The sequence below is a fragment of the Pseudomonas sp. A6 genome (genome assembly GCF_052367875.1).
GTDB classification, from domain to species: Bacteria; Pseudomonadota; Gammaproteobacteria; order Pseudomonadales; family Pseudomonadaceae; genus Pseudomonas; species Pseudomonas citronellolis.
The window spans coordinates 3,989,192-4,009,868 of record NZ_CP198970.1; the positions used below are offsets into that span (position 1 = coordinate 3,989,192).

Here is a 20,677-nt window from a genome sequence, read left to right on the forward strand (position 1 = left end):
GCCCTGCACAGTCACGGGGTTCCCGCGTTCGCGGGAATGACGAGGGGAGTGAGGAGTTTCAGGATGACTCCGAATTCCCCACCCACTCCGGACAGCCCCCTCTCCCTTCAGGGAGAGGGTTGGGGAGAGGGAATGGAGTCAACCCGATACACCACAGCCACCGGGGAACTCCGTTCGCGAGCAAGCTCGCTCCTACGAAAATGCCAGCGTCGCCAGCGGTACGCCTCAACGCTCCCGCAAAGCCTCCGCCCGCGCCCGCAGGATGGGCTTGAGCAGGTAGCTGAGGATGCTCTTCTTGCCCGTCATGATGTCCACGCTGGCGACCATCCCGGGGATGATCAGCAGCGGTTTCTCGTCGCTGCCCAGGTGGCTTTTGCGGGTGCGCAGCTTGATCAGGTAGAAGCTGTTGCCGTCTTCGTCGGTGACGGTGTCGGCGCCTATCTGCTCCAGTTCCGCCGGCAGGCCGCCGTAGATGGTGTAGTCGTAGGCGGTGAACTTGACCATGGCCTTCTGTCCGGGATGCAGGAAGGCGATGTCCTGCGGGCGGATGCGCGCTTCCACCAGCAGGGTGTCGTCCAGCGGGACGATTTCCACCAGGTCGCTGCCCGGCTGGATCACCCCGCCGATGGTGTTCACCAGCAGCTGCTTGACGATGCCGCGCACCGGCGAGGTGACCAGGGTGCGGTTGACCCTGTCCTCCAGGGCCCTGCCGGTGGCCTCGGCCTTGCTCAGGTCGGTGCGCGCCTCGTTGAGTTCCTTGAGCGCGTCGCTGCGGAAGCGCGCGCGGGTCTCGGCGACCTTGCGCTCGACTTCCTTGATCGCCGCCTCGGCGCGGGGGATGGCCAGGCTGGTGGCGTCCAGCTGGCCGCGGTTCTCCACCTCGGCGCGCTTGAGGCGCAGCAGCTCCACCTGGGACATGGCGCCCTGCCCCACCAGCGGCGCGGACATGGCGATCTCCTGGCGCAGCAGCTCCAGGCTGTTGCGGTACTGCGCCTGCTTGGAGGCGAACTCGCGCAGCTCCTGCTGCTTCTGCACCAGTTGCTGCTCCAGGCCGGCGACCTCGTCCTTGAGCTGCTGCTGACGGCTCTGGAACAGCGCCTCCTCGCTGCCGGCCTGGCCCGGGACCTTGGCGCGGACGTCGTCGGGGATGCGCAGCTCGCGGTCCCCCACCTCGGCGGAAAGGCGCTCAACGCGCAGGAACATGGCCAGGCGGTCGGCCTCGGTCTCGCCGACGTTGGACTGGAAGCGCGTCGGGTCCAGGCGCATCAGCGATTCGCCGGCCTGCACCACCTGGCCTTCGTGGACGAATATCTGCGAGACGATGCCGCCTTCCAGGTTCTGGATCTTCTGCACCTTGGACGAGGGAATCGCCTTGCCTTCGCCGCGGGTCACCTCGTCGATCTCGGCGAAATGCGCCCACAGGCCGAGGAACAGGGCGAAGCCGACCAGCGCCCAGATGGTCAGGCGCACCACCCGCGGGGCGTCCTCCACCAGGGCCTTGCTGACTTCCGGCAGCGGCTGCCCGGAAAGGTCTTCGCTGCCGCGGAAATAGCCGCGGATGGACTGGCCGAAGAGGCCGAACGGATTAAGCGACACTGATCTGCCCCTTCTTCAATGCGTCCAACACCACGTCCTTCGGCCCGTCGGCGATGATCCGCCCGCGGTCGACGATCACCAGGCGCTCCACCAGGCTGAGCATGGAGGCGCGGTGGGTGACCAGCAGCAGCGTCTTGTCGGCGATGAGCGGCTGCAGGCGCTGCTTCAGGAGTTCTTCGCCGGCGTTGTCCATGGAGCTGGTCGGCTCGTCGAGCAGCAGGATCGGCGGGTCCAGCAGCAGCGCGCGGGCCAGGGCGACGTTCTGCCGCTGGCCGCCGGAGAGGTTCAGGCCGCGCTCGCCCACCTGCAGTTCGTAGCCCTGCGGGTGCAGCCGGGCGAACTCGTGCACCCCGGCCAGTTCGGCGGCGCGCAGCGCCGTCTCGTCGTCGACGTAGCGCGCGCCGGCCACCAGGTTGTCGCGCAGGCTGCCGCTGAACAGGTTGATGTCCTGGGGCAGGTAGCCGATGTTGTGACGCAGGTCGCTGACGTCCAGCTGCCGCGTGTCGACGCCGTCCACCAGCAGGCTGCCTTCGTCGGCGCGGTGCAGGCCGACGATCAGCTTGGCCAGGGAGCTCTTGCCCGAGCCGCTGCGGCCGATGATGCCGACCTTCTCGCCGGGGCGGATCACCAGGTTGACGTCGTGCAGCGCCTCGACCTGCTGGTTCGGGTAGGCGAAGTTCAGCTGGCGCAGCTCGATGCCGCCCTGCAGTTGCTGGCGGCTCAGCGGGCGCTCGCTGCTGCTGCGCTCCTGCTCCAGGGCCATCATCTGGTCGGTGCTGTGCATGGTCAGGCGCGCCTGCTGGTAGCGCTGGATCAGCCCGGAGAGCTGGGTCAGCGGGCCGAGGGCGCGGCCGTTGAGCATGTAGCAGGCGATCAGGCCGCCCATGCTGAGGTCGCCGGCGATGATCAGGTAGACGCCGCCGATGATCATCACCACCCCGGCCAGGGCCTGGATCAGCAGCGTCAGGTTCATCGCCAGGCTGGACAGCAGCTTGACGCGCAGCTCCAGGCGGCCGAGGGTGCCGATGGTCTGCTCCCACAAGTACTGGCGCTCGCTCTCGGCGTTGTTGACCTTGACCGCGTCGAGCCCGGCGAGGGTCTCGATCAGGCTCGACTGGCGCTCGGCGGCCAGGGCCATGGTGCGGTTCATGGTTTCCACCAGCGGCTTCTGCAGCAGCCAGCCGATGCCGGCGGCCAGCGGGAAAGCCAGCAGCGGGACGAACACCAGCGGCCCGCCGATGATGCCGATCACCAGCAGGATCAGCAGGGTGAACGGCAGGTCGATCAGGCTGGTCAGCGTCAGCGAGGCGAGGAAGTCGCGCAGCGTCTGGAACTCGTGGATGTTCTGGGCGAAGCTGCCGACCCGCGCCGGGCGCTGCTTCAGGTCCATGCCGACGATGCGCTCGAAGAGCGTCGCGCTGATGATCAGGTCGGTCTTCTTGCCGGCCAGGTCCAGGCACAGGCCACGCAAGGTCTTGAGCAGCAGGTCGAACAGGTAGGCGCCGCTGATGCCGACGGCCAGCACCCACAGGGTGGCGGCGGCCTGGTTGGGCACCACGCGGTCGTAGACGTTCATCACGAACAGCGGCGCGGCCAGGGCGATGAGGTTGATCAGCAGACTCGCCGCCACCGCATCGACGTACAGCCAGCGCGAGCGCAGCAGCGTGTCGCGGAACCAGCGCCGCGCGCGGGGGATCATCTCGCCGTGCTGCAGGTCATGCTGGTGCTGCGGCTGGGCGAAGAAGGCCTGGCCGGCGTAGTCCTCGGCCAGCAGCTCGCGGGCCACCCGCACTTCGCCGCCGTCGCTTTCGCTGAGCAGCAGGCGCGCCTCGCCGCCGGCCTCCCAGCCCAGCAGCACGGCGCAGCGGCCGTCGCGCAGCAGCAGCATGGCCGGCAGCGCGATGGCCGGGATCCGCTCCAGCGGCCGCCGCAGCAGGCGCCCCTGCAAGCCGGCGCGGGCCGCCGCGCGCGGCAGCAGCTCGGCGGACAGGCGCTGCCCGGGCAGCGGCAGGCCACTGGTGAGCATCGCCCGGCTGGCCGGCTTGCGATGCAGCGCGCAGAGGCTCAGCAGGCTGTCCAGCAGCGGGTCGTCCAGCAGGACGCGCGGATCACGACTCAAGGGGACTTGGCTGGTTTCCTGATCCACGCGGGGCTACTCCGGGGGTTGGGCGCGCGGCCGGCTCAGTTGAGGCCGGGCAGCTGCACCTGGGGTTTGACGTCTTCGCTGGCCACGCTGGCCAGGGGCGCGACCACGCCCTGACTCTTGAGCAGCTCGCCCAGGGTGGCCTTCACCCGGTACTGGGTGAACAGCTCGGTGTAGCGCAGGTCGACCAGACGGCGCGAGGCGTTGAACAGTTCGTTCTCGCTGTCCAGCAGGTCCAGCAGGGTGCGTTCGCCGATGCTGAACTGCTTCTGGTAGGCCTCGCGCACGCGGCTGCTGTAGTCCACGTACTGGCGAGCAATGGGCAGCTGATCGCGGGCGTTGGCCAGGGCGTTCCAGGCCAGGCCGAGTTCCTCGTTGAGCTGGCGCAGGGCGTTGTTGCGCACGTCCAGGGCCTGGTTGGCCAGGTACGACTTGGACTGCAGCTCGGCCTTGTTGCTGCCGCCGGCGAACAGGTTGTAGCGCATGCGCAGCATGGCCTGCCAATCGTTGTTGTGGCCCGGGTCGCCGGAGAGGTTGTTGTCGGCATTGCGCGACAGCTCGGCGTCGAAGCGCGGGTAGAACGGCGCCTTGGCCGCTTCGTACTGCTTCTCGGCGGCGGCCACGTCGGACTCGGCCGAACGCAGGATCGGGCTGTTCTCCAGCAACTGCCGGCGCGCGTCCTGCAGGTCCTGCGGCAGCAGGCCCGGCAGGCCGGCCGGCTCACTCAGCTCCAGCGGCTCGGCGCCGACCACGCTCAGGTAGTTGGTGCGCGCATCGGCCAGGTTGGTCTGCTCGGTGAGCAGGTTGTTGCGCGCCTGGGCCAGGCGCGCCTCGGCCTGGTCCTGGTCGGCCAGGCGGCCGACGCCGCGGGCGCTGCGCAGGCTGATCTGGTCGTAGATGCGCTGGTGGCTCTTCAGGTTCTCCTCGGCCAGGCGGACCATCTCCTGGCGGCGCAGCACGTCGGTGTAGACCTGCGCCACTTCCAGCCCGGTGCGCTCGGCGGTGCCCAGCAGCGCATAGGCGCGGGAATTCACCGTGGCCTTCTGGCGGCCCACCTCGCTGGAGGTGGCGAAGCCGTCGAACACCATCTGCCGCAGGCTCAGCGCCGACTCGCCGCGGTTCATGGTCCGCCAGTGGTCGCCCTCGCCGCGGGTGGTGGGGTTGTCGGCGCCCTCGCGGCCATAGCCGGCGGTGAGGTCGACCGAAGGCAGGTAGCCGCCCTGGGCGGCGCGCAGTTGTTGGTCGGCGGCCAGGCGGCTGTTCACCCCGGCCTGGATTTCCGGGTGCACGTCCATGGCGCGCTGCATGGCTTCGTTCAGGGTGGTGGCATGGGCCGGGGCCGCGCAGTAGAGCGCAAGGGGCAACAGGGGCACGAAACGCAAACGCATGGTTTGAACATCCTTATCGCAGGGATATGGACAGCGATTCGTGTACCCAGGGGTGGCATCGAAGGACCGGCGAATGCGCTGCACGTGAGGAGGTCGCTGGTGCCCGGAATCCCGTGGAAAATTTTTTCGCGGGGCCCTTTGACATCACAGTGACATCGTTTTGCCAATTGTTTAGGATGCCTCGAAAATGGTCAATAGATTGGCATAAACCTAATCGCGAAAACTCATTAAGCCAATTAATTGACGCCGGTTTTCCAGCTTCAGCAGACAAGGGAATGCCACCTGGCGCGCCGCCATCAGGGCCGCGACCCGGCCGGCACGCCAGCAGCAGCCTCAGGGGAGAAGTGCAATGAGCAGCGTCGTCGCAGTGGTGAAAAGCGTCATCGGGCAAGTGCTGGCGGTATCCGCCGAGGGGCAGCGCAGGGTGCTGGTCGAGGGCGACCGCCTGTTCCTCGGCGACCTGGTGCAGACCGGCGACGCCGGCGCGGTGGCCCTGCAATTGCCTGACGGCCGCGTGCTCGACCTGGGCCGCGACAGCCAGCTGAGCGCCAGCGAACTGGCACCCCATGCGCCGGCCCAGCCCGCCGTCACGGCCAGCGCCGAGGAACTGCAGAAAGCCATCGCCGCCGGCGCCGACCCGACCCAGACCCTCGCCCCCACCGCGGCCGGCCCGAGTGCCAGCGCCGGTGGCAGCGGCCCGGCCGGGGGCGGCCACAGCTTCGTGCTGCTGGAGGAAACCGGCGGCCACGTCGACCCGAGCATCGGCTACACCACCAGCGGCCCGGGCGCTGCCGGCCAGGGCGGCGACGAACGCCAGCAGGAGCAGGTGCCGAATCTCGCGCCCAGCTTCATCGACGACCAGGGCAACGCCCTCGCCGGCCTGCAGCTGAGCACCGCCGAGGACACCCTGCTGCAAGGCGCCTTCCAGGCCCGCGACCCGAACGGCGACAGCCTCACCTACTCCCTCGCCCGGGGCCCGGCCAACGGCAGCCTGATCGTCAATGCCGACGGCACCTGGCAGTACCTGCCCAACCCCGACTACAACGGCGCCGACAGCTTCGTGGTGACGGTCACCGACAACCGCGGCGCGTCCAGCAGCCTGACCGTCGACATCGGCGTGAGCGCAGTCAACGACGCCCCGGTGGCCAGCGGCAGCTACGGCGCCACCCTGGTCGACACCGCGGCCAACGACAGCTTCGCCGACATCAAGGGCCAGCTGCAGGCCAGCGACGTCGACGGCGACCAGTTGACCTGGAGCGGCAGCGCCAAGGGCGCCTTCGGCCAGCTCACGGTCAACCCCGACGGCAGCTACGTCTACGTGGTCGACGCCGCCGCGGTGAACGCCCTGCCGGCCGGCCAGCACCCGCAGGACAGCTTTACCGTCACCGTCCGCGACCCGTCCGGGGCCAGCGACACCCGGGTGATCAACATCGACATCCAGGGCGCCAACGACACGCCGCAAGCCAGCAACGCCCAGGCCCAGGCCACCGAGGACGGGCAGCTCACCGGCCAGATCGCCGCCAGCGACCCCGACACCGGCAGCAGCCTGACCTTCAGCGTCGACGGCAATGCACCCGCCGGTTTCACCCTGCAGCCTGACGGCAGCTGGAGCTTCGACGGCAAGGACCCGGCCTACCAGCACCTGGGCGAAGGCCAGACCCAGGTCATCAGCATTCCGGTAGTGGTGACCGACGACCAGGGCGCCAGCAGCTCCAGCACCCTGACCATTACCGTCACCGGCACCAATGACGCGCCGGTTGCCCAGGCGGGCAGCGCGACTACCGCCGAGAACGATGTGCTGAATGGCCAGGTGCCGGCTGCGAGCGATGTCGACGGCAGCATCGCCGGTTACCAATTGGCCAGTGGTGTCGGCACTGGCAACGGCACGCTGACCTTCAACCCCGATGGCAGCTATAGCTTCGATCCGGGCCAGGATTTCGACAGTCTGCCGTCTGGTGTCAGCCGCGACATCACCTTCACCTACCAGGCCAAGGACGACAGCGGCGCACTGAGCGATCCGCAGACCATCACCATCACAGTGACCGGCACCAATGATGCGCCGGTAGCCCAAGCCGCCACTGCCGCAGTCGACGAAGACAGCCAGATCAGTGGCCAACTGCAGGCCAGCGATGCCGACCAAGGGGCGCAGCTGCAGTTCGGTTCCGACAACCCTCTGCCCGCCGGCTTCACCCTGGGCCAGGATGGCAAGTGGAGCTTCGATGCCAGTGACGCGGCCTACCAGCACCTGGCTGCCGGTCAGACGCAGATCATCAGCTTTCCGGTAGTCGTTACCGATGACCAGGGCGCTACCAGCGGCAGTACCCTGACCATTACCGTCACCGGTACCAACGATGCGCCGATAGCACAGGCATCCAGCGCCGCGGCCGACGAAGACCAGGTGAGCACCGGGCAACTGACGGCCACCGACGCCGACGACGGCGCGGTCCTGACCTTCAGCATCGACGGCAATGCGCCGGCCGGCTTCACCCTGAAAGCCGACGGCAGCTGGACGTTCGACGGCAAGGACCCGGCGTACCAGCATCTGGCCAATGGCGAAACCCAGGTCATCAGCATTCCGGTAATCGTCACTGACGACCAGGGAGCCAATACCACCAGCACTCTGACTCTGACCATCACTGGTACCAACGACGCACCGGTGGCCCAGGCGGACAGCGCAACTACTGGCGAGAACGGCGTCCTGAATGGCCAGGTGCCGGCGGCCAGCGATGTCGACGGAAGCATCGTCGGCTACCAGCTGACCAACGATGTCGGCACTGGTAATGGCACGCTCACCTTCAACAGCGACGGTAGCTATCGCTTCGATCCGGGCCAAGACTTCGACAGTCTGCCGGCTGGTGTCAGTCGCGATGTCACCTTCACCTACCAGGCCAAGGATGACAGCGGCGCCCTGAGCGATCCGCAGACCATCACCATCACAGTGACCGGCACCAACGACGCACCGGTCGCTCAGGCAGGCAGCGCTACGACCGAAGAGAACACCATCCTCAACGGCCAGGTCCCGGCGGCCAGTGATGTCGACGGCAGCATCGCCAGCTATCAACTGACCAGCGACGTCGGCACTGGAAACGGCACACTGACCTTCAACAGCGATGGCAGCTACCGCTTCGACCCGGGCCAGGATTTCGACAGCCTGCCGGCTGGTGCCAGTCGCGATGTCACCTTCACCTACCAGGCCAAGGATGACAGCGGTGCGCTGAGCGATCCGCAGACCATCACCATTACCGTGACCGGCAGCAACGATGCGCCGGTCGCCCAAGCTGCCAGTGCCACGGTCAATGAAGACAGCCAGATCAGTGGCCAGCTGCAGGCCAGCGACGCCGACCAAGGGGCGCAACTGCAGTTCGGTTCCGACAATCCTCTGCCCGCCGGCTTTACCCTGGGCCAGGACGGCAAGTGGAGCTTCGACGCCAGCAATGCTGCCTATCAGCACCTTGCCGAAGGCCAGACGCAGGTCATCAGCATTCCCTACCTGGTTACCGACGACCAGGGCGCAGTCGCCGGCAATACCCTGACCATCACCGTCACCGGCACCAATGATGCGCCGATAGCGCAGGCATCCAGCGCAGCGGCCGACGAAGATCAGGTGAGCACCGGGCAACTGACGGCCACCGACGCCGACGACGGTGCTGTCCTGACCTTCAGCATCGACGGCAATGCCCCGGCCGGCTTCACCCTGAAGACCGACGGCAGCTGGGTATTCGACGGCAAGGATCCGGCCTACCAGCACCTGGCCGATGGCGAAACCCAGGTCATCAGCGTGCCGGTACTCGTCACCGACGAGCATGGCGCCACCAGCTCCAGCACCCTGAGCATCACGGTGACCGGCACCAATGATGCACCCGTAGCCCAGGCGGGCAGCGCGACTACCGCCGAGAACGATGTGCTGAATGGCCAGGTTCCGGCTGCGAGCGATGTCGACGGCAGCATCGCCGGCTACCAGTTGGCCAGCGATGTCGGCACTGGCAATGGCACGCTCACCTTCAACAGCGACGGTAGCTATCGCTTCGATCCGGGCCAGGATTTCGACAGCCTGCCGGCTGGTGTCAGCCGTGACGTCACCTTCACCTACCAGGCCAAGGATGACAGTGGCGCACTGAGCGATCCGCAGACCATCACCATTACCGTCACGGGCAGCAATGACGCGCCGGTCGCTCAGGCCGCCACTGCGGCTGTCAACGAGGACAGCCAGATCAGCGGCCAACTGCAGGCTAGCGATGCGGACCAGGGAGCCCAACTGCAATTCGGCTCGGACAGCCCCCTACCCGCCGGCTTCACCCTGGATCAGGACGGCAAGTGGAGCTTCGACGCCAGCGATGCCGCCTACCAGCACCTGGCGGCCGGTCAGACACAGGTCATCAGCATCCCGGTGGTCGTCACCGATGACCAGGGGGCTACCAGCGGCAGTACCCTGACCATCACGGTAACCGGCACCAATGACATCCCCGTCGCTCAGGCTGCCAGCGCGGCGGCCGACGAAGACCAGGTGAGTACCGGGCAACTGGTGGCCACTGACGCCGATGACGGCGCGGTCCTGACCTTCAGCATCGATGGCAATGCCCCGGCCGGGTTCACCCTGAAAACCGATGGCAGCTGGACCTTCGACGGCAAGGACCCGGCCTACCAACATCTGGCGGATGGCGAGACCCAAGTCATCAGCATCCCGGTGATCGTCACCGACGACCAGGGAGCCACCAACACCAGCACTCTGACGCTGACCATTACCGGCACCAACGACGCACCGGTGGCCCTGGCTGGCAACGCGACTACCGCCGAGAACGATGTGCTGAATGGCCAGGTTCCGGCTGCGAGCGATGTCGACGGCACCATCGCCGGCTACCAGTTGGCCAGTGGTGTCGGCACTGGTAACGGCACGCTGACCTTCAACAGCGATGGCAGCTATCGCTTCGATCCGGGCCAGGACTTCGATAGCCTGGCCGTCGGTAGCAGCCGTGACGTCGCCTTCACCTACCAGGCCCGGGATGACAGCGGCGCACTGAGTGCCCCGCAAACCATCACCATTACGGTCACGGGCACCAACGACGCGCCGGTGGCCCAAGCCGCCACTGCCGCAGTCAACGAGGACAGCCAGATCAACGGCCAGTTGCAGGCCACCGATGCCGACCAGGGCGCCCAGTTGCAATTCGGCTCGGACAGCCCCCTCCCCGCCGGCTTCACCCTGGATCAGGACGGCAAGTGGACCTTCAATGCCAGCAATGCCGCCTACCAACACCTGGCGGCGGGACAAACCCAGACCATCAGCATTCCGGTGGTTGTCACCGATGACCAAGGCGCTACCAGCGGCAGCACCCTGACCATTACCGTCACTGGCACCAACGATGCCCCTGTCGCCCAAACTGCCAGCGCTGCGGTCGACGAAGACCAGGTGAGCACCGGGCAACTGGTAGCTACCGACGCCGACGATGGAGCCGTCCTGACCTTCAGCATCAACGGTAATACGCCCGCCGGCCTTACCCTGAAAACCGATGGCAGCTGGACTTTCGACGGCAAGGACCCGGCCTACCAGCACCTGGCCGATGGTGAAACCCAGGTCATCAGCGTTCCGGTAGTCGTCACCGATGACCAAGGTGCTACCAGTAGCAGCACCCTGACCATCACCGTGACTGGTACCAACGACATTCCTGTTGCTCAGGCTGCCAACGCTGCGGTCGACGAAGACCAAGTAAGCACCGGGCAACTGGTAGCTACTGACGCCGACGACGGGGCCGTTCTGACCTTCAGCATCGACGGCAATGCACCCGCCGGATTCACTCTGAAAACCGACGGCAGCTGGACCTTCGATGGCAAGGACTCGGCGTACCAACACTTAGCCGATGGTAAGACGCAGGTCATCAGCATTCCGGTGATCGTCACCGACGAGCATGGCGCCACCAACTCCAGCTCCCTGACGCTGACCATTACCGGCACCAACGACGCACCGGTCGCCCAGGCTGGCAGCGCTACGACCGAAGAGAACACCATCCTCAATGGCCAAGTCCCAGCCGCCAGCGATGTCGACGGCACCATTACCGGCTACCAGCTGACTACCGATGTCGGCGCCGGCAACGGCACGCTGACCTTCAATCCCAATGGCAGCTATAGCTTCGATCCGGGTCAGGACTTCGACAGTCTGCCGGCAGGTTTCAGTCGTGACATCACCTTCACCTATCAGGCCAAGGATGACAGCGGTGCGCTGAGCGATCCGCAGACCATCACCATCACAGTGACCGGCACCAACGACGCACCGGTCGCTCAGGCTGGCAGCGCTACAACCGAAGAGAACACCATCCTCAACGGCCAGGTCCCGGCGGCCAGCGATGTCGACGGCACCATTGCCGGTTACCAGTTGGCCAATGGTGTCGGCACCGGCAACGGCACGCTGACCTTCAATCCCAATGGCGGCTATAGCTTCGATCCGGGCCACGACTTCGACAGCCTGCCGGCTGGTGTCAGCCGCGACGTTACCTTCACCTACCAGGCCAAGGACGACAGCGGCGCACTGAGCGATCCGCAGACCATCACTATCACCGTGACCGGCACCAACGATGCGCCGGTGGCCCAGGCCGCCAATGCCGCCGTCAACGAGGACAGCCAGATCAATGGCCAGTTGCTGGCCACCGATGCAGACCAAGGCGCCCAACTGCAGTTCAGCTCGGACAGCCCCTTGCCCGCTGGCTTCACGCTGGATCAGGACGGCAAATGGACCTTCGACGCCAGCAACGCTGCCTACCAGCACCTGGCCGAGGGCGAAACCCAGGTCATCAGCACTCCGGTGGTCGTCACCGATGACCAGGGCGCTACCAGTGGCAGCACTCTGACTATTACCGTCACCGGCACCAACGACGCGCCAGTGGCCCAGGCCGCCAGTGCCGCGGTCAACGAAGACAGCCAGATCAATGGCCAGTTGCAGGCCACCGATGCGGACCAAGGCGCCCAGCTGCAGTTCGGCTCCGACAGCCCCCTCCCCGCCGGCTTCACCCTGGATCAGGATGGCAAATGGACCTTCGATGCCAGCAATGCCGCCTACCAACACCTGGCGGCCGGTCAGACGCAGGTCATCAGCATCCCGGTAGTCGTCACCGATGACCAGGGCGCTACCAGTGGCAGCACTCTGACTATTACCGTCACCGGCACCAACGACGCACCGATTGCCCAGGCCGGCAGCGCTACGACCGAAGAGAACACCGTTCTTAACGGCCAAGTCCCGGCCGCCAGCGACGTCGACGGCACCATCGCCGGCTACCAGTTGGCCACTGATGTCGGTACCGGCAATGGCACGCTGACCTTCAACCCCAATGGCAGCTATACCTTCGATCCGGGTCACGACTTCGACAGCCTGCCGGCCGGTGTCAGCCGCGACGTCACCTTCACCTACCAGGCCAAGGATGACAGCGGCGCGCTAAGCGATCCGCAGACCATCACCATCACGGTCACGGGTACCAACGATGCGCCGGTGGCCCAGGCTGGCAGCGCTACGACCGAAGAGAACACCATTCTCAACGGCCAAGTCCCGGCCGCCAGCGATGTCGACGGCACCATTGCCGGTTACCAGCTGACTACCGATGTCGGCACCGGCAACGGCACGCTGACCTTCAACTCCAATGGCGGCTATAGCTTCGATCCAGGCCACGACTTCGACAGCCTGCCGGCCGGTGTCAGCCGCGACGTCACCTTCACCTACCAGGCCAAGGACGACAGCGGCGCGCTGAGCGCCCCGCAGACCATCACCATCACGGTCACCGGCACCAACGACGCGCCGGTCGCCCAGGCTGGCAGCGCTGCGACTGAAGAGAACACCGTTCTCAATGGCCAAGTCCCGGCCGCCAGCGATGTCGACGGCACCATTACCGGCTACCAGCTGGCCACCGATGTCGGCACCGGCAACGGCACGCTGACCTTCAACTCCAATGGCGGCTATAGCTTCGATCCAGGCCACGACTTCGACAGCCTGCCGGCCGGTGTCAGCCGCGACGTCACCTTCACCTACCAGGCCAAGGACGACAGCGGCGCGCTGAGCGCCCCGCAGGCCATCACCATTACCGTCACCGGCACCAATGACGCGCCGGTAGCTCAGGCGGCCACTGCGGCGGTCAACGAGGACAGCCAGATCAACGGCCAGTTGCAGGCCACCGATGCCGACCAGGGCGCCCAGCTGCAGTTCGGCTCGGACAGCCCGCTTCCCGCCGGCTTCACCCTGGATCAGGACGGCAAATGGACCTTCGACGCCAGCAATCCCGCCTACCAGCACCTGGCTGAGGGACAAACCCAGGTCATCAGCATTCCGGTGGTCGTCACCGATGACCAGGGCGCGACCAGCGGCAGCACCCTGACCATCACCGTTACCGGCACCAACGATGCCCCTGTCGCCCAAGCTGCCAGCGCCGCAGCCGACGAAGACCAGGTAAGCACCGGCCAACTGACGGCCACCGACGCCGATGACGGCGCGGTCCTGACCTTCAGCATCGACGGCAATGCGCCCGCAGGTTTCACCCTGCAATCCGATGGCAGCTGGACCTTCGATGGCAAGGACTCGGCCTACCAGCACCTGGCCAATGACGAAACCCAGGTCATCAGCATCCCGGTGATCGTCACCGACGATCAGGGCGCCACCAGCTCCAGCACCCTGACGCTGACCATTACCGGCACCAACGACGCACCGGTAGCTCAAGCCGGTAGCGCGACTACCGGTGAAAACACCGTACTCAACAGCCAGGTCCCGGCCGCGAGCGATGTAGACGGCACCATCGCCGGCTACCAACTGACAACCGATGTCGGCACCGGCAACGGCACGCTGACCTTCAACCCCAATGGCAGCTACACCTTCGATCCGGGCCAGGATTTCGACGGCCTGCCGGCCGGTGTCAGCCGCGACGTCACCTTCACCTACCAGGCCAAGGATGACAGCGGCGCGCTGAGCGCCCCGCAAACCATCACCATTACCGTTACCGGCACCAACGACGCACCGGTCGCTCAGGCCGGCAGTGCGGCGACCGAAGAGAACACCATCCTCGACGGCCAAGTCCCGGCAGCCAGCGATGTCGATGGCACCATTGCCAGCTACCAGCTGACTACCGATGTCGGTACCGGCAATGGCACGCTCACCTTCCACGGAGATGGCAGCTATACCTTCGATCCGGGCCAGGACTTCGACAGTCTGCCAGTTGGTGTCAGCCGTGACGTCACCTTCACCTATCAGGCCAAGGATGACAGCGGTGCGCTGAGCGATCCGCAAACCATCACCATCACGGTTACCGGCACCAACGACGCCGCCGTCATCACCGGCGCCCAGGTCAGCATCAACGAGACCAACGCCCCGATCAGCACCGGCGGCCAACTGACCATCACCGACGTCGACAGCCCTGCCACCTTCATCGAGCAGACCAACGTCGCCGGCCAGTACGGCCACTTCACTCTGGCTGCCGACGGCACTTGGAGCTATACCGCCGATTCCGCCTACAACGAGCTGAGCGTCGGCCAATCGCTGACCGATACCTTCACCGTCACCAGCGCCGACGGCACCACCTCCAGCGTCAGCGTGACCATCGACGGCACCAACGACGCCGCCGTCATCACCGGCGCCCAGGTCAGCGTCAACGAGACCAACGCCCCGATCAGCACCGGCGGCCAACTGACCGTCACCGACGTCGACAGCCCGGCCACCTTCATCGAGCAAACCAACGTCGCCGGCCAGTACGGCCACTTCAGCCTGGCTGCCGACGGCACCTGGAGCTACACCGCCGATTCGGCCTACAACCAGCTGAGCGTCGGCCAATCGCTGACCGACACCTTCACCGTGACGAGCGCCGACGGCACCACCTCCAGCGTCAGCGTGACCATCGACGGCACCAACGACGCCGCCGTCATCACCGGCGCCCAGGTCAGCATCAACGAGACCAACGCCCCGATCAGCACCGGCGGCCAACTGACCGTCACCGACGTCGACAGCCCGGCCACCTTCGTCGAGCAAACCAACGTCGCCGGCCAGTACGGCCACTTTAGCCTGGCTGCCGACGGCACCTGGAGCTACACCGCCGATTCGGCCTACAACGAGCTCAAGCTGAACGAAACCCTGACCGACACCTTCACCGTGCAGAGCGCCGACGGCACGCAGTCCAGCGTCACCGTCAACATCGTCGGCAGCAACGATGCACCGGTGGCCCAGGCCGCCAGCGCCAGCGCCGTGGAGGGCGGCAGCCTGCAGCCGGGCGTCGTCGCCGGCGCCACCGATGGTTCGGCGCTGACGCTGACCATCACCACCACCCAGCCGGGCGAAGCCATCAGCTTCAACTGGACCTTCACCACCCAGGACTACGCACCCTACAACGACTTCGCCTTCGTGCAGGTCAACGGCCAGGTCGTCACCCTGCTGAGCAGCGTCGCCGCGGTGGGCGACTACGGCACCTCGGGCCCGCAGACCTTCAGCCACACCTTCGACCAGCCGGGCACCTACACCCTGGTGATCGGCGTGGCGGACAGCGGCGACAGCTCCATCGACTCCACCCTGGTGCTGAGCAACCTGCCGCCGCAAGCCAGCGTCGTCGGCTCGGTCGGCCAGGCGGTACAAGGCAGCTCGGGCTGGACCCTCACCAACAACGGTGCGAACAACCAGGCCCTGGTCGACCAGCTCAAGCCGGTCAGCGAAATCACCGGCCAGTTGCAGGCCAGCGACGTCGACCATGGCGCCCAGCTGAGCTACTCCGTCGACGGCGCCGCGCCGGCCGGCTTCACCCTGCACAGCGACGGCAGCTGGGTCTTCGATGCCAAGGACGCGGCCTACGACAGCCTGGCCGCGAACCAGGTGAAAGTGCTGCAGATCGGCTTCACGGTGACCGATGAACACGGCGCCACCGGCAGCAGCACCCTGACCCTGACCATCACCGGCACCAACGATGCGCCGGTGGCCAACGCCGACCAGGCGCTGACGCCGATCAACGTGGCGTTGCCGAGCATCGACGTGCTCGGCAACGACAGCGACGTCGACGGCGATACGCTCAGCGTCACCAAGGCCGTGCTCGCCGACTCCAGCCAGGGCAGCGTCAGCATCAACCCCGACGGCACCCTGAACTTCGTGCCCGCCGAGAACCTAAGCGGCAGCGTGGTGATCCACTACGAGATCAGCGACAGCCATGGCGCCAGCGCCAGCAGCAGCCTGACCGTGCAGGTGGGCGGCAACACCCCGCCGCAGGGCGCCGATGGCAGCGCCAGCCTGGACGAGGACAGCAGCCACAGCTTCAGCGCCGCCGACTTCGCCTTCAACGACGCCGATGCCGGCCAGCACCTGCAGGCCGTGCGCATCGACAGCCTGCCGGGCGCCGGCAGCCTGACCTTCGACGGCGTCGCCGTCGTCCCGGGCCAGGTGATCGCCGCCGCCGACCTCGGCAAGCTGACATTCACCCCCGACGCCAACGACAGTGGCGCCCCCTACGCCAGCTTCGGCTTCAGCGTGCAGGACAGCGCCGGCGCCTTCGACAGCGCTTCGCACACCTTCACCCTGGACGTCACCCCGGTGGACGATCCCTCGGTGCTGCTCCCGAACGTCGCGAGCATGGACGAGGACGACGGCAGCGTGACCGGCAACGTGCTGGACAACGACAGCGACGTGGACAACACGCTGAGCGTAAGCAGCTACAGCGTCGCCGGCTTCAGCGGCAACATCGCCGCCGGCACAGGCACCACCATCGTCGGCGTCGGCAGCATCGTGATCAAGGCGGACGGCAGCTACAGCTTCACCCCGGACGCCAACTACCACGGCGCCGTGCCGCAGATCACCTACACCACCAACACCGGCGCCAGCTCGACGCTGGACATCACCGTGAACTCGGTGAACGACCTGCCGGTGGCCGAGAACGCCAACAAGACCACACTGGAAGACACTCCGGTTTCCGGCCAGGTCGTCGCCAGCGATGTCGATGGCGATGTCCTCACTTACACCCTGAAGCCGAGTAGCGGACCGGCAAACGGCACCCTGGTGCTGGACGCCGCAACTGGCCACTACACCTATACGCCGAACCCGAACTACAACGGCGACGACAGCTTCACCGTGGTGGTCAGCGACGGCCACAACGGCACCGCCGAGTCCACCGTCACCCTCACCGTCACGGCAGTGAACGATGTCCCGGTGACCTCCGACGACAGCAAGACCACCGCCGAGGACACCGCGGTTTCCGGCCAGGTCGTGGCCAGCGATGTCGATGGCGATGCCCTCACCTACACCCTGAAGTCGGGCGACGAACCGAAGCACGGCACCCTGGTGCTGGACGCCGCAACCGGTCACTACACTTACACCCCGAACCCCAACTACAACGGCCCGGACAGCTTCGTCGTCACCATCGACGACGGCCACAACGGCACCGCCGAGTCCACCGTCAGCCTCAGCGTCACCCCGGTCAACGATGCCCCCGTGGCCGCCAACGACAGCAAGACCACCGGCGAAAACAGCGTGCTCAGCGACCAGGTGCCGGCTGCCAGCGACATCGACAGCCCGGTCAACCCCAATGGCTATGCCCTTGTCAGCGGCCTGGGCGCCGGCAACGGTATCCTGACCTTCAACGCCAACGGCAGCTACGTATTCAACCCGGGCAGCGACTTCGACAGCCTGGCCCCGGGCGAAAGCCGCCAGGTCAGCTTCACCTACACCGCCAAGGACAGTGAAGGCGCCACCAGCGCCCCGGCCACCGTGACCATCACCGTGACCGGCGCCAACGACGCGCCCACCGGCAGCGACGGCACCATCACCCTGGATGAAGACAGCAGCCGCAGCTTCAGCGCCATCGACTTCGGCTTCAACGACGTCGACCACAACGACGCCCTCAGCGCGGTGCGCATCGACAGCCTGCCCGGCGCCGGCAGCCTGACCTTCGACGGCGTCGCCGTCACCCAGGGCCAGGTGATCGCCGCGGCCGACCTGGGCAAGCTGGCCTTCACCCCGGCGGCCAACGCCAATGGCAACAACTACGCCAGCTTCACCTTCTCGGTGAAGGACAGCAACGGCGCCTTCGACAGCACGCCGAACAAGCTCACCGTCAACGTCACCCCGGTCAACGACGACCCTGTGGCGGTCAACGACCACTACCTGGTCGGCGGCCTGCAGGGCAACTACTGGGGCTACCGCGAGGGCACCGACGGCAACAACCTGACCAGCCTGAGCATGATCAGCGCGTTCATCGCCAAGACCGCGCCCAGCGCCACCTTCACTGCCACTGCGCTCAACTACGGCAATGGCGTGAGCACCGACCTGGGCGGCGACAAGCAGCTGCAGAAGTTCCTCGGCAGCGACGCCGCCTCGCTCAACACCGACCCGGCCAATACCTCCGACGCCATCGTCCAGCTCACCGGGCTGGTCAACCTCGCCGCCGGCAACTACACGTTCAGGGTGACGGCGGACGACGGCTTCAGCATCCGCATCGACGGCGTGGAAGTGTTCAAGTACGACGCCAACCAGAGCCCGACGGCCCGCGTCTCGGATAGCTTCAACATCGCCCAGGGCGGCAACCACCAGATCGAGATCCTCTACTGGGACCAGGGCGGCAACGCCCAGCTGAAAGTCGAGCTGGCCCCCGTCGGCGGCAGCTACAGCGTGCTCGGCGGCAGCAGCCTGAGCCACCCCCTGGCCGAACTGGTGACCAACGAAGACACCGCCCTGACCATCGCCGCCAATACCCTGCTGGGCAACGATAGCGACGTCGACGGCGACAGCCTGTCCATCCTCAGCGTGCAGGGCGCGGTCAACGGCACGGTGAAACTGGAGAACGGCAACGTCGTCTTCACCCCGGCCAAGGACGTCAACGGCACCGGCAGCTTCACCTACACCGTCAGCGACGGCCACGGCGGCACCTCCACCGCCACCGTGACCGTTGGCATCAATGCGGTGAACGATGCGCCGGAGGCCAAGCCCGACAGCGCCTCGACCCAGGAAGACAAGCCCGTCACCCTCAACGTGCTGGCCAACGACAGCGACGTCGACGGCGACAGCCTGAGCGTCACCAGCGCCTCCGCCAGCAACGGCAGCGTGACGGTCAATGCCGACGGCACCCTGACCTATACGCCCAAGGCCAACTTCAGCGGCAGCGACAGCATCACCTACACCATCAGCGATGGCCACGGCGGCACCGCCAGCTCCACGGTGGCGGTCAGCGTCACGCCGGTGGCTGACGTGCCGCTGCTCAACAGCGGCAGCATCTTCGCGCTCAACCCCGGCGCCACCAGCATCAGCACCACCCAGGGAATCACCCAGGCCAACCTGGAAACCGAGACCGGCCTGAGTTCCGGAGCCCTGGACGGCATCAACCCGCCGAGCGGCGCCCTCACCCATAACGCTAACGTCAACGTCGTCGACGGCTCGCTGACCAGCTCGGACTACACGCTCAAGGCCGGCACCCAGGTCAACTTCGCCTGGAACTTCACCAACGGCGAAAACTCCAGCAGCGAGATCAGCAATGGCTTCAACGACATAGTCGCGCTGGTGGTCACCGGTCCCGACGGCACCCGCACGCTGATCCAGGTGACCTCCTCCGAGCAGCGTGGCGCCAGCGTCAACGGCAGTGGCGTACAGAGCTACACCGCCAGCAGCAGCGGCAACTACCACTTCGACTGGCTGGTGCTCAACGGCGGCGACGCCGACAAGGACTCCAGCCTGAGCCTGGGCGCGCCGACCTTCACCCTGGGCGGCAAGACCTACGGTGCGCCGATCAACGTCGGCATCAACGCGGCCCTGAGCGATACCGACGGCTCGGAAAGCCTCTCGGTGAAGATCACCGGCGTGCCCAACGACGCCACCTTCACCAGCGGCACCCACAACGCCGACGGCAGCTGGAGCTTCACCCAGGCGCAGCTGCACGACCTGCAACTGCTGCCGGCCAGCGGCTACAACGGCACCCTGACCCTGGGCGTCACCGCCATCGCCACCGAGTCCGACGGCAGCACGGCCAGCGCCACGCAAACGCTGAGCATCACGGTGGCCTCGACCACCACCAACTCGTTCTCCGGCACCACCGGCAACGACCTGATGCACGGCTATGGCAGCACCGACACCCTCAACGGCGGCGACGGCCACGACATCCTCTACGGTGGCGCGGGCAACAGCATCCTCAATGGCGGTACCGGCAACGACACCCTGTACGGCGGCCTGGGCAACGACACCCTCGACGGAGGCAAAGGCAACGACCTGCTGATCGGCGGCAAGGGCAACGACACCCTGACCGGCGGCGATGGCGCCGACACCTTCATCTGGCGCGCAGGCGACACCGGCAACGACACCATCACCGACTTCAAGCCCGGCGACGGCGACCGCATCGACCTGGTGGACCTGCTGCCGGATGCCGCGCACAACGACATCCTCAGCTACCTGAAGGTGGACACCGCGACCTCGACCCTGCAGATCAGCACCACCGGCCAGGTGAACAGTTCGACCGACGTGACCATCAAGCTCACCGGCGTCGACCTCAAGACCTACGGCGCGACCTCGGCGGACATCGTCAAGTCGCTGGTGGCCGGCGCCGACCCGCTGGTGAAGACCGAGCACCACTGAGCCCGC

4 protein-coding genes are annotated in these 20,677 nt (G+C 66.5%); 1 reads left to right on the top strand and 3 read right to left on the bottom strand.

The genetic code is table 11. The features are described from left to right. Positions 1-225: 225 nt before the first annotated feature. Genes ACTWJ5_RS17605 through ACTWJ5_RS17615 form a run of 3 tightly spaced genes read right to left on the bottom strand, consistent with a single transcriptional unit; the run spans position 226 to position 5,127 of the window. Complete coding sequence (locus ACTWJ5_RS17605; RefSeq protein ID WP_444436207.1) at positions 226-1,596, bottom strand: HlyD family type I secretion periplasmic adaptor subunit; 1,371 nt, start codon at positions 1,594-1,596, stop codon at positions 226-228. Further along, positions 1,586-3,742 carry a type I secretion system permease/ATPase gene (locus tag ACTWJ5_RS17610; protein WP_444436208.1) on the bottom strand — a complete coding sequence of 719 codons (2,157 nt, stop codon included), beginning with the start codon at positions 3,740-3,742 and terminating at the stop codon, positions 1,586-1,588. The genes ACTWJ5_RS17605 and ACTWJ5_RS17610 overlap by 11 nt, the downstream gene beginning before the upstream one ends. A 35-nt stretch (positions 3,743-3,777) precedes the next feature. After that, positions 3,778-5,127, bottom strand: a complete 1,350-nt coding sequence (locus ACTWJ5_RS17615; protein WP_043272926.1) for a TolC family outer membrane protein — start codon at positions 5,125-5,127, stop codon at positions 3,778-3,780. Between the two features lie 349 nt (positions 5,128-5,476). On the opposite strand from ACTWJ5_RS17615, the gene ACTWJ5_RS17620 reads away from it, so the two are divergent. Next, the gene (locus ACTWJ5_RS17620; RefSeq protein WP_444436209.1) at positions 5,477-20,671 is read left to right on the top strand and encodes a retention module-containing protein; all 15,195 of its coding nucleotides are present in this window, start codon (positions 5,477-5,479) and stop codon (positions 20,669-20,671) included. The last annotated feature ends 6 nt before the right edge of the window (positions 20,672-20,677 follow it).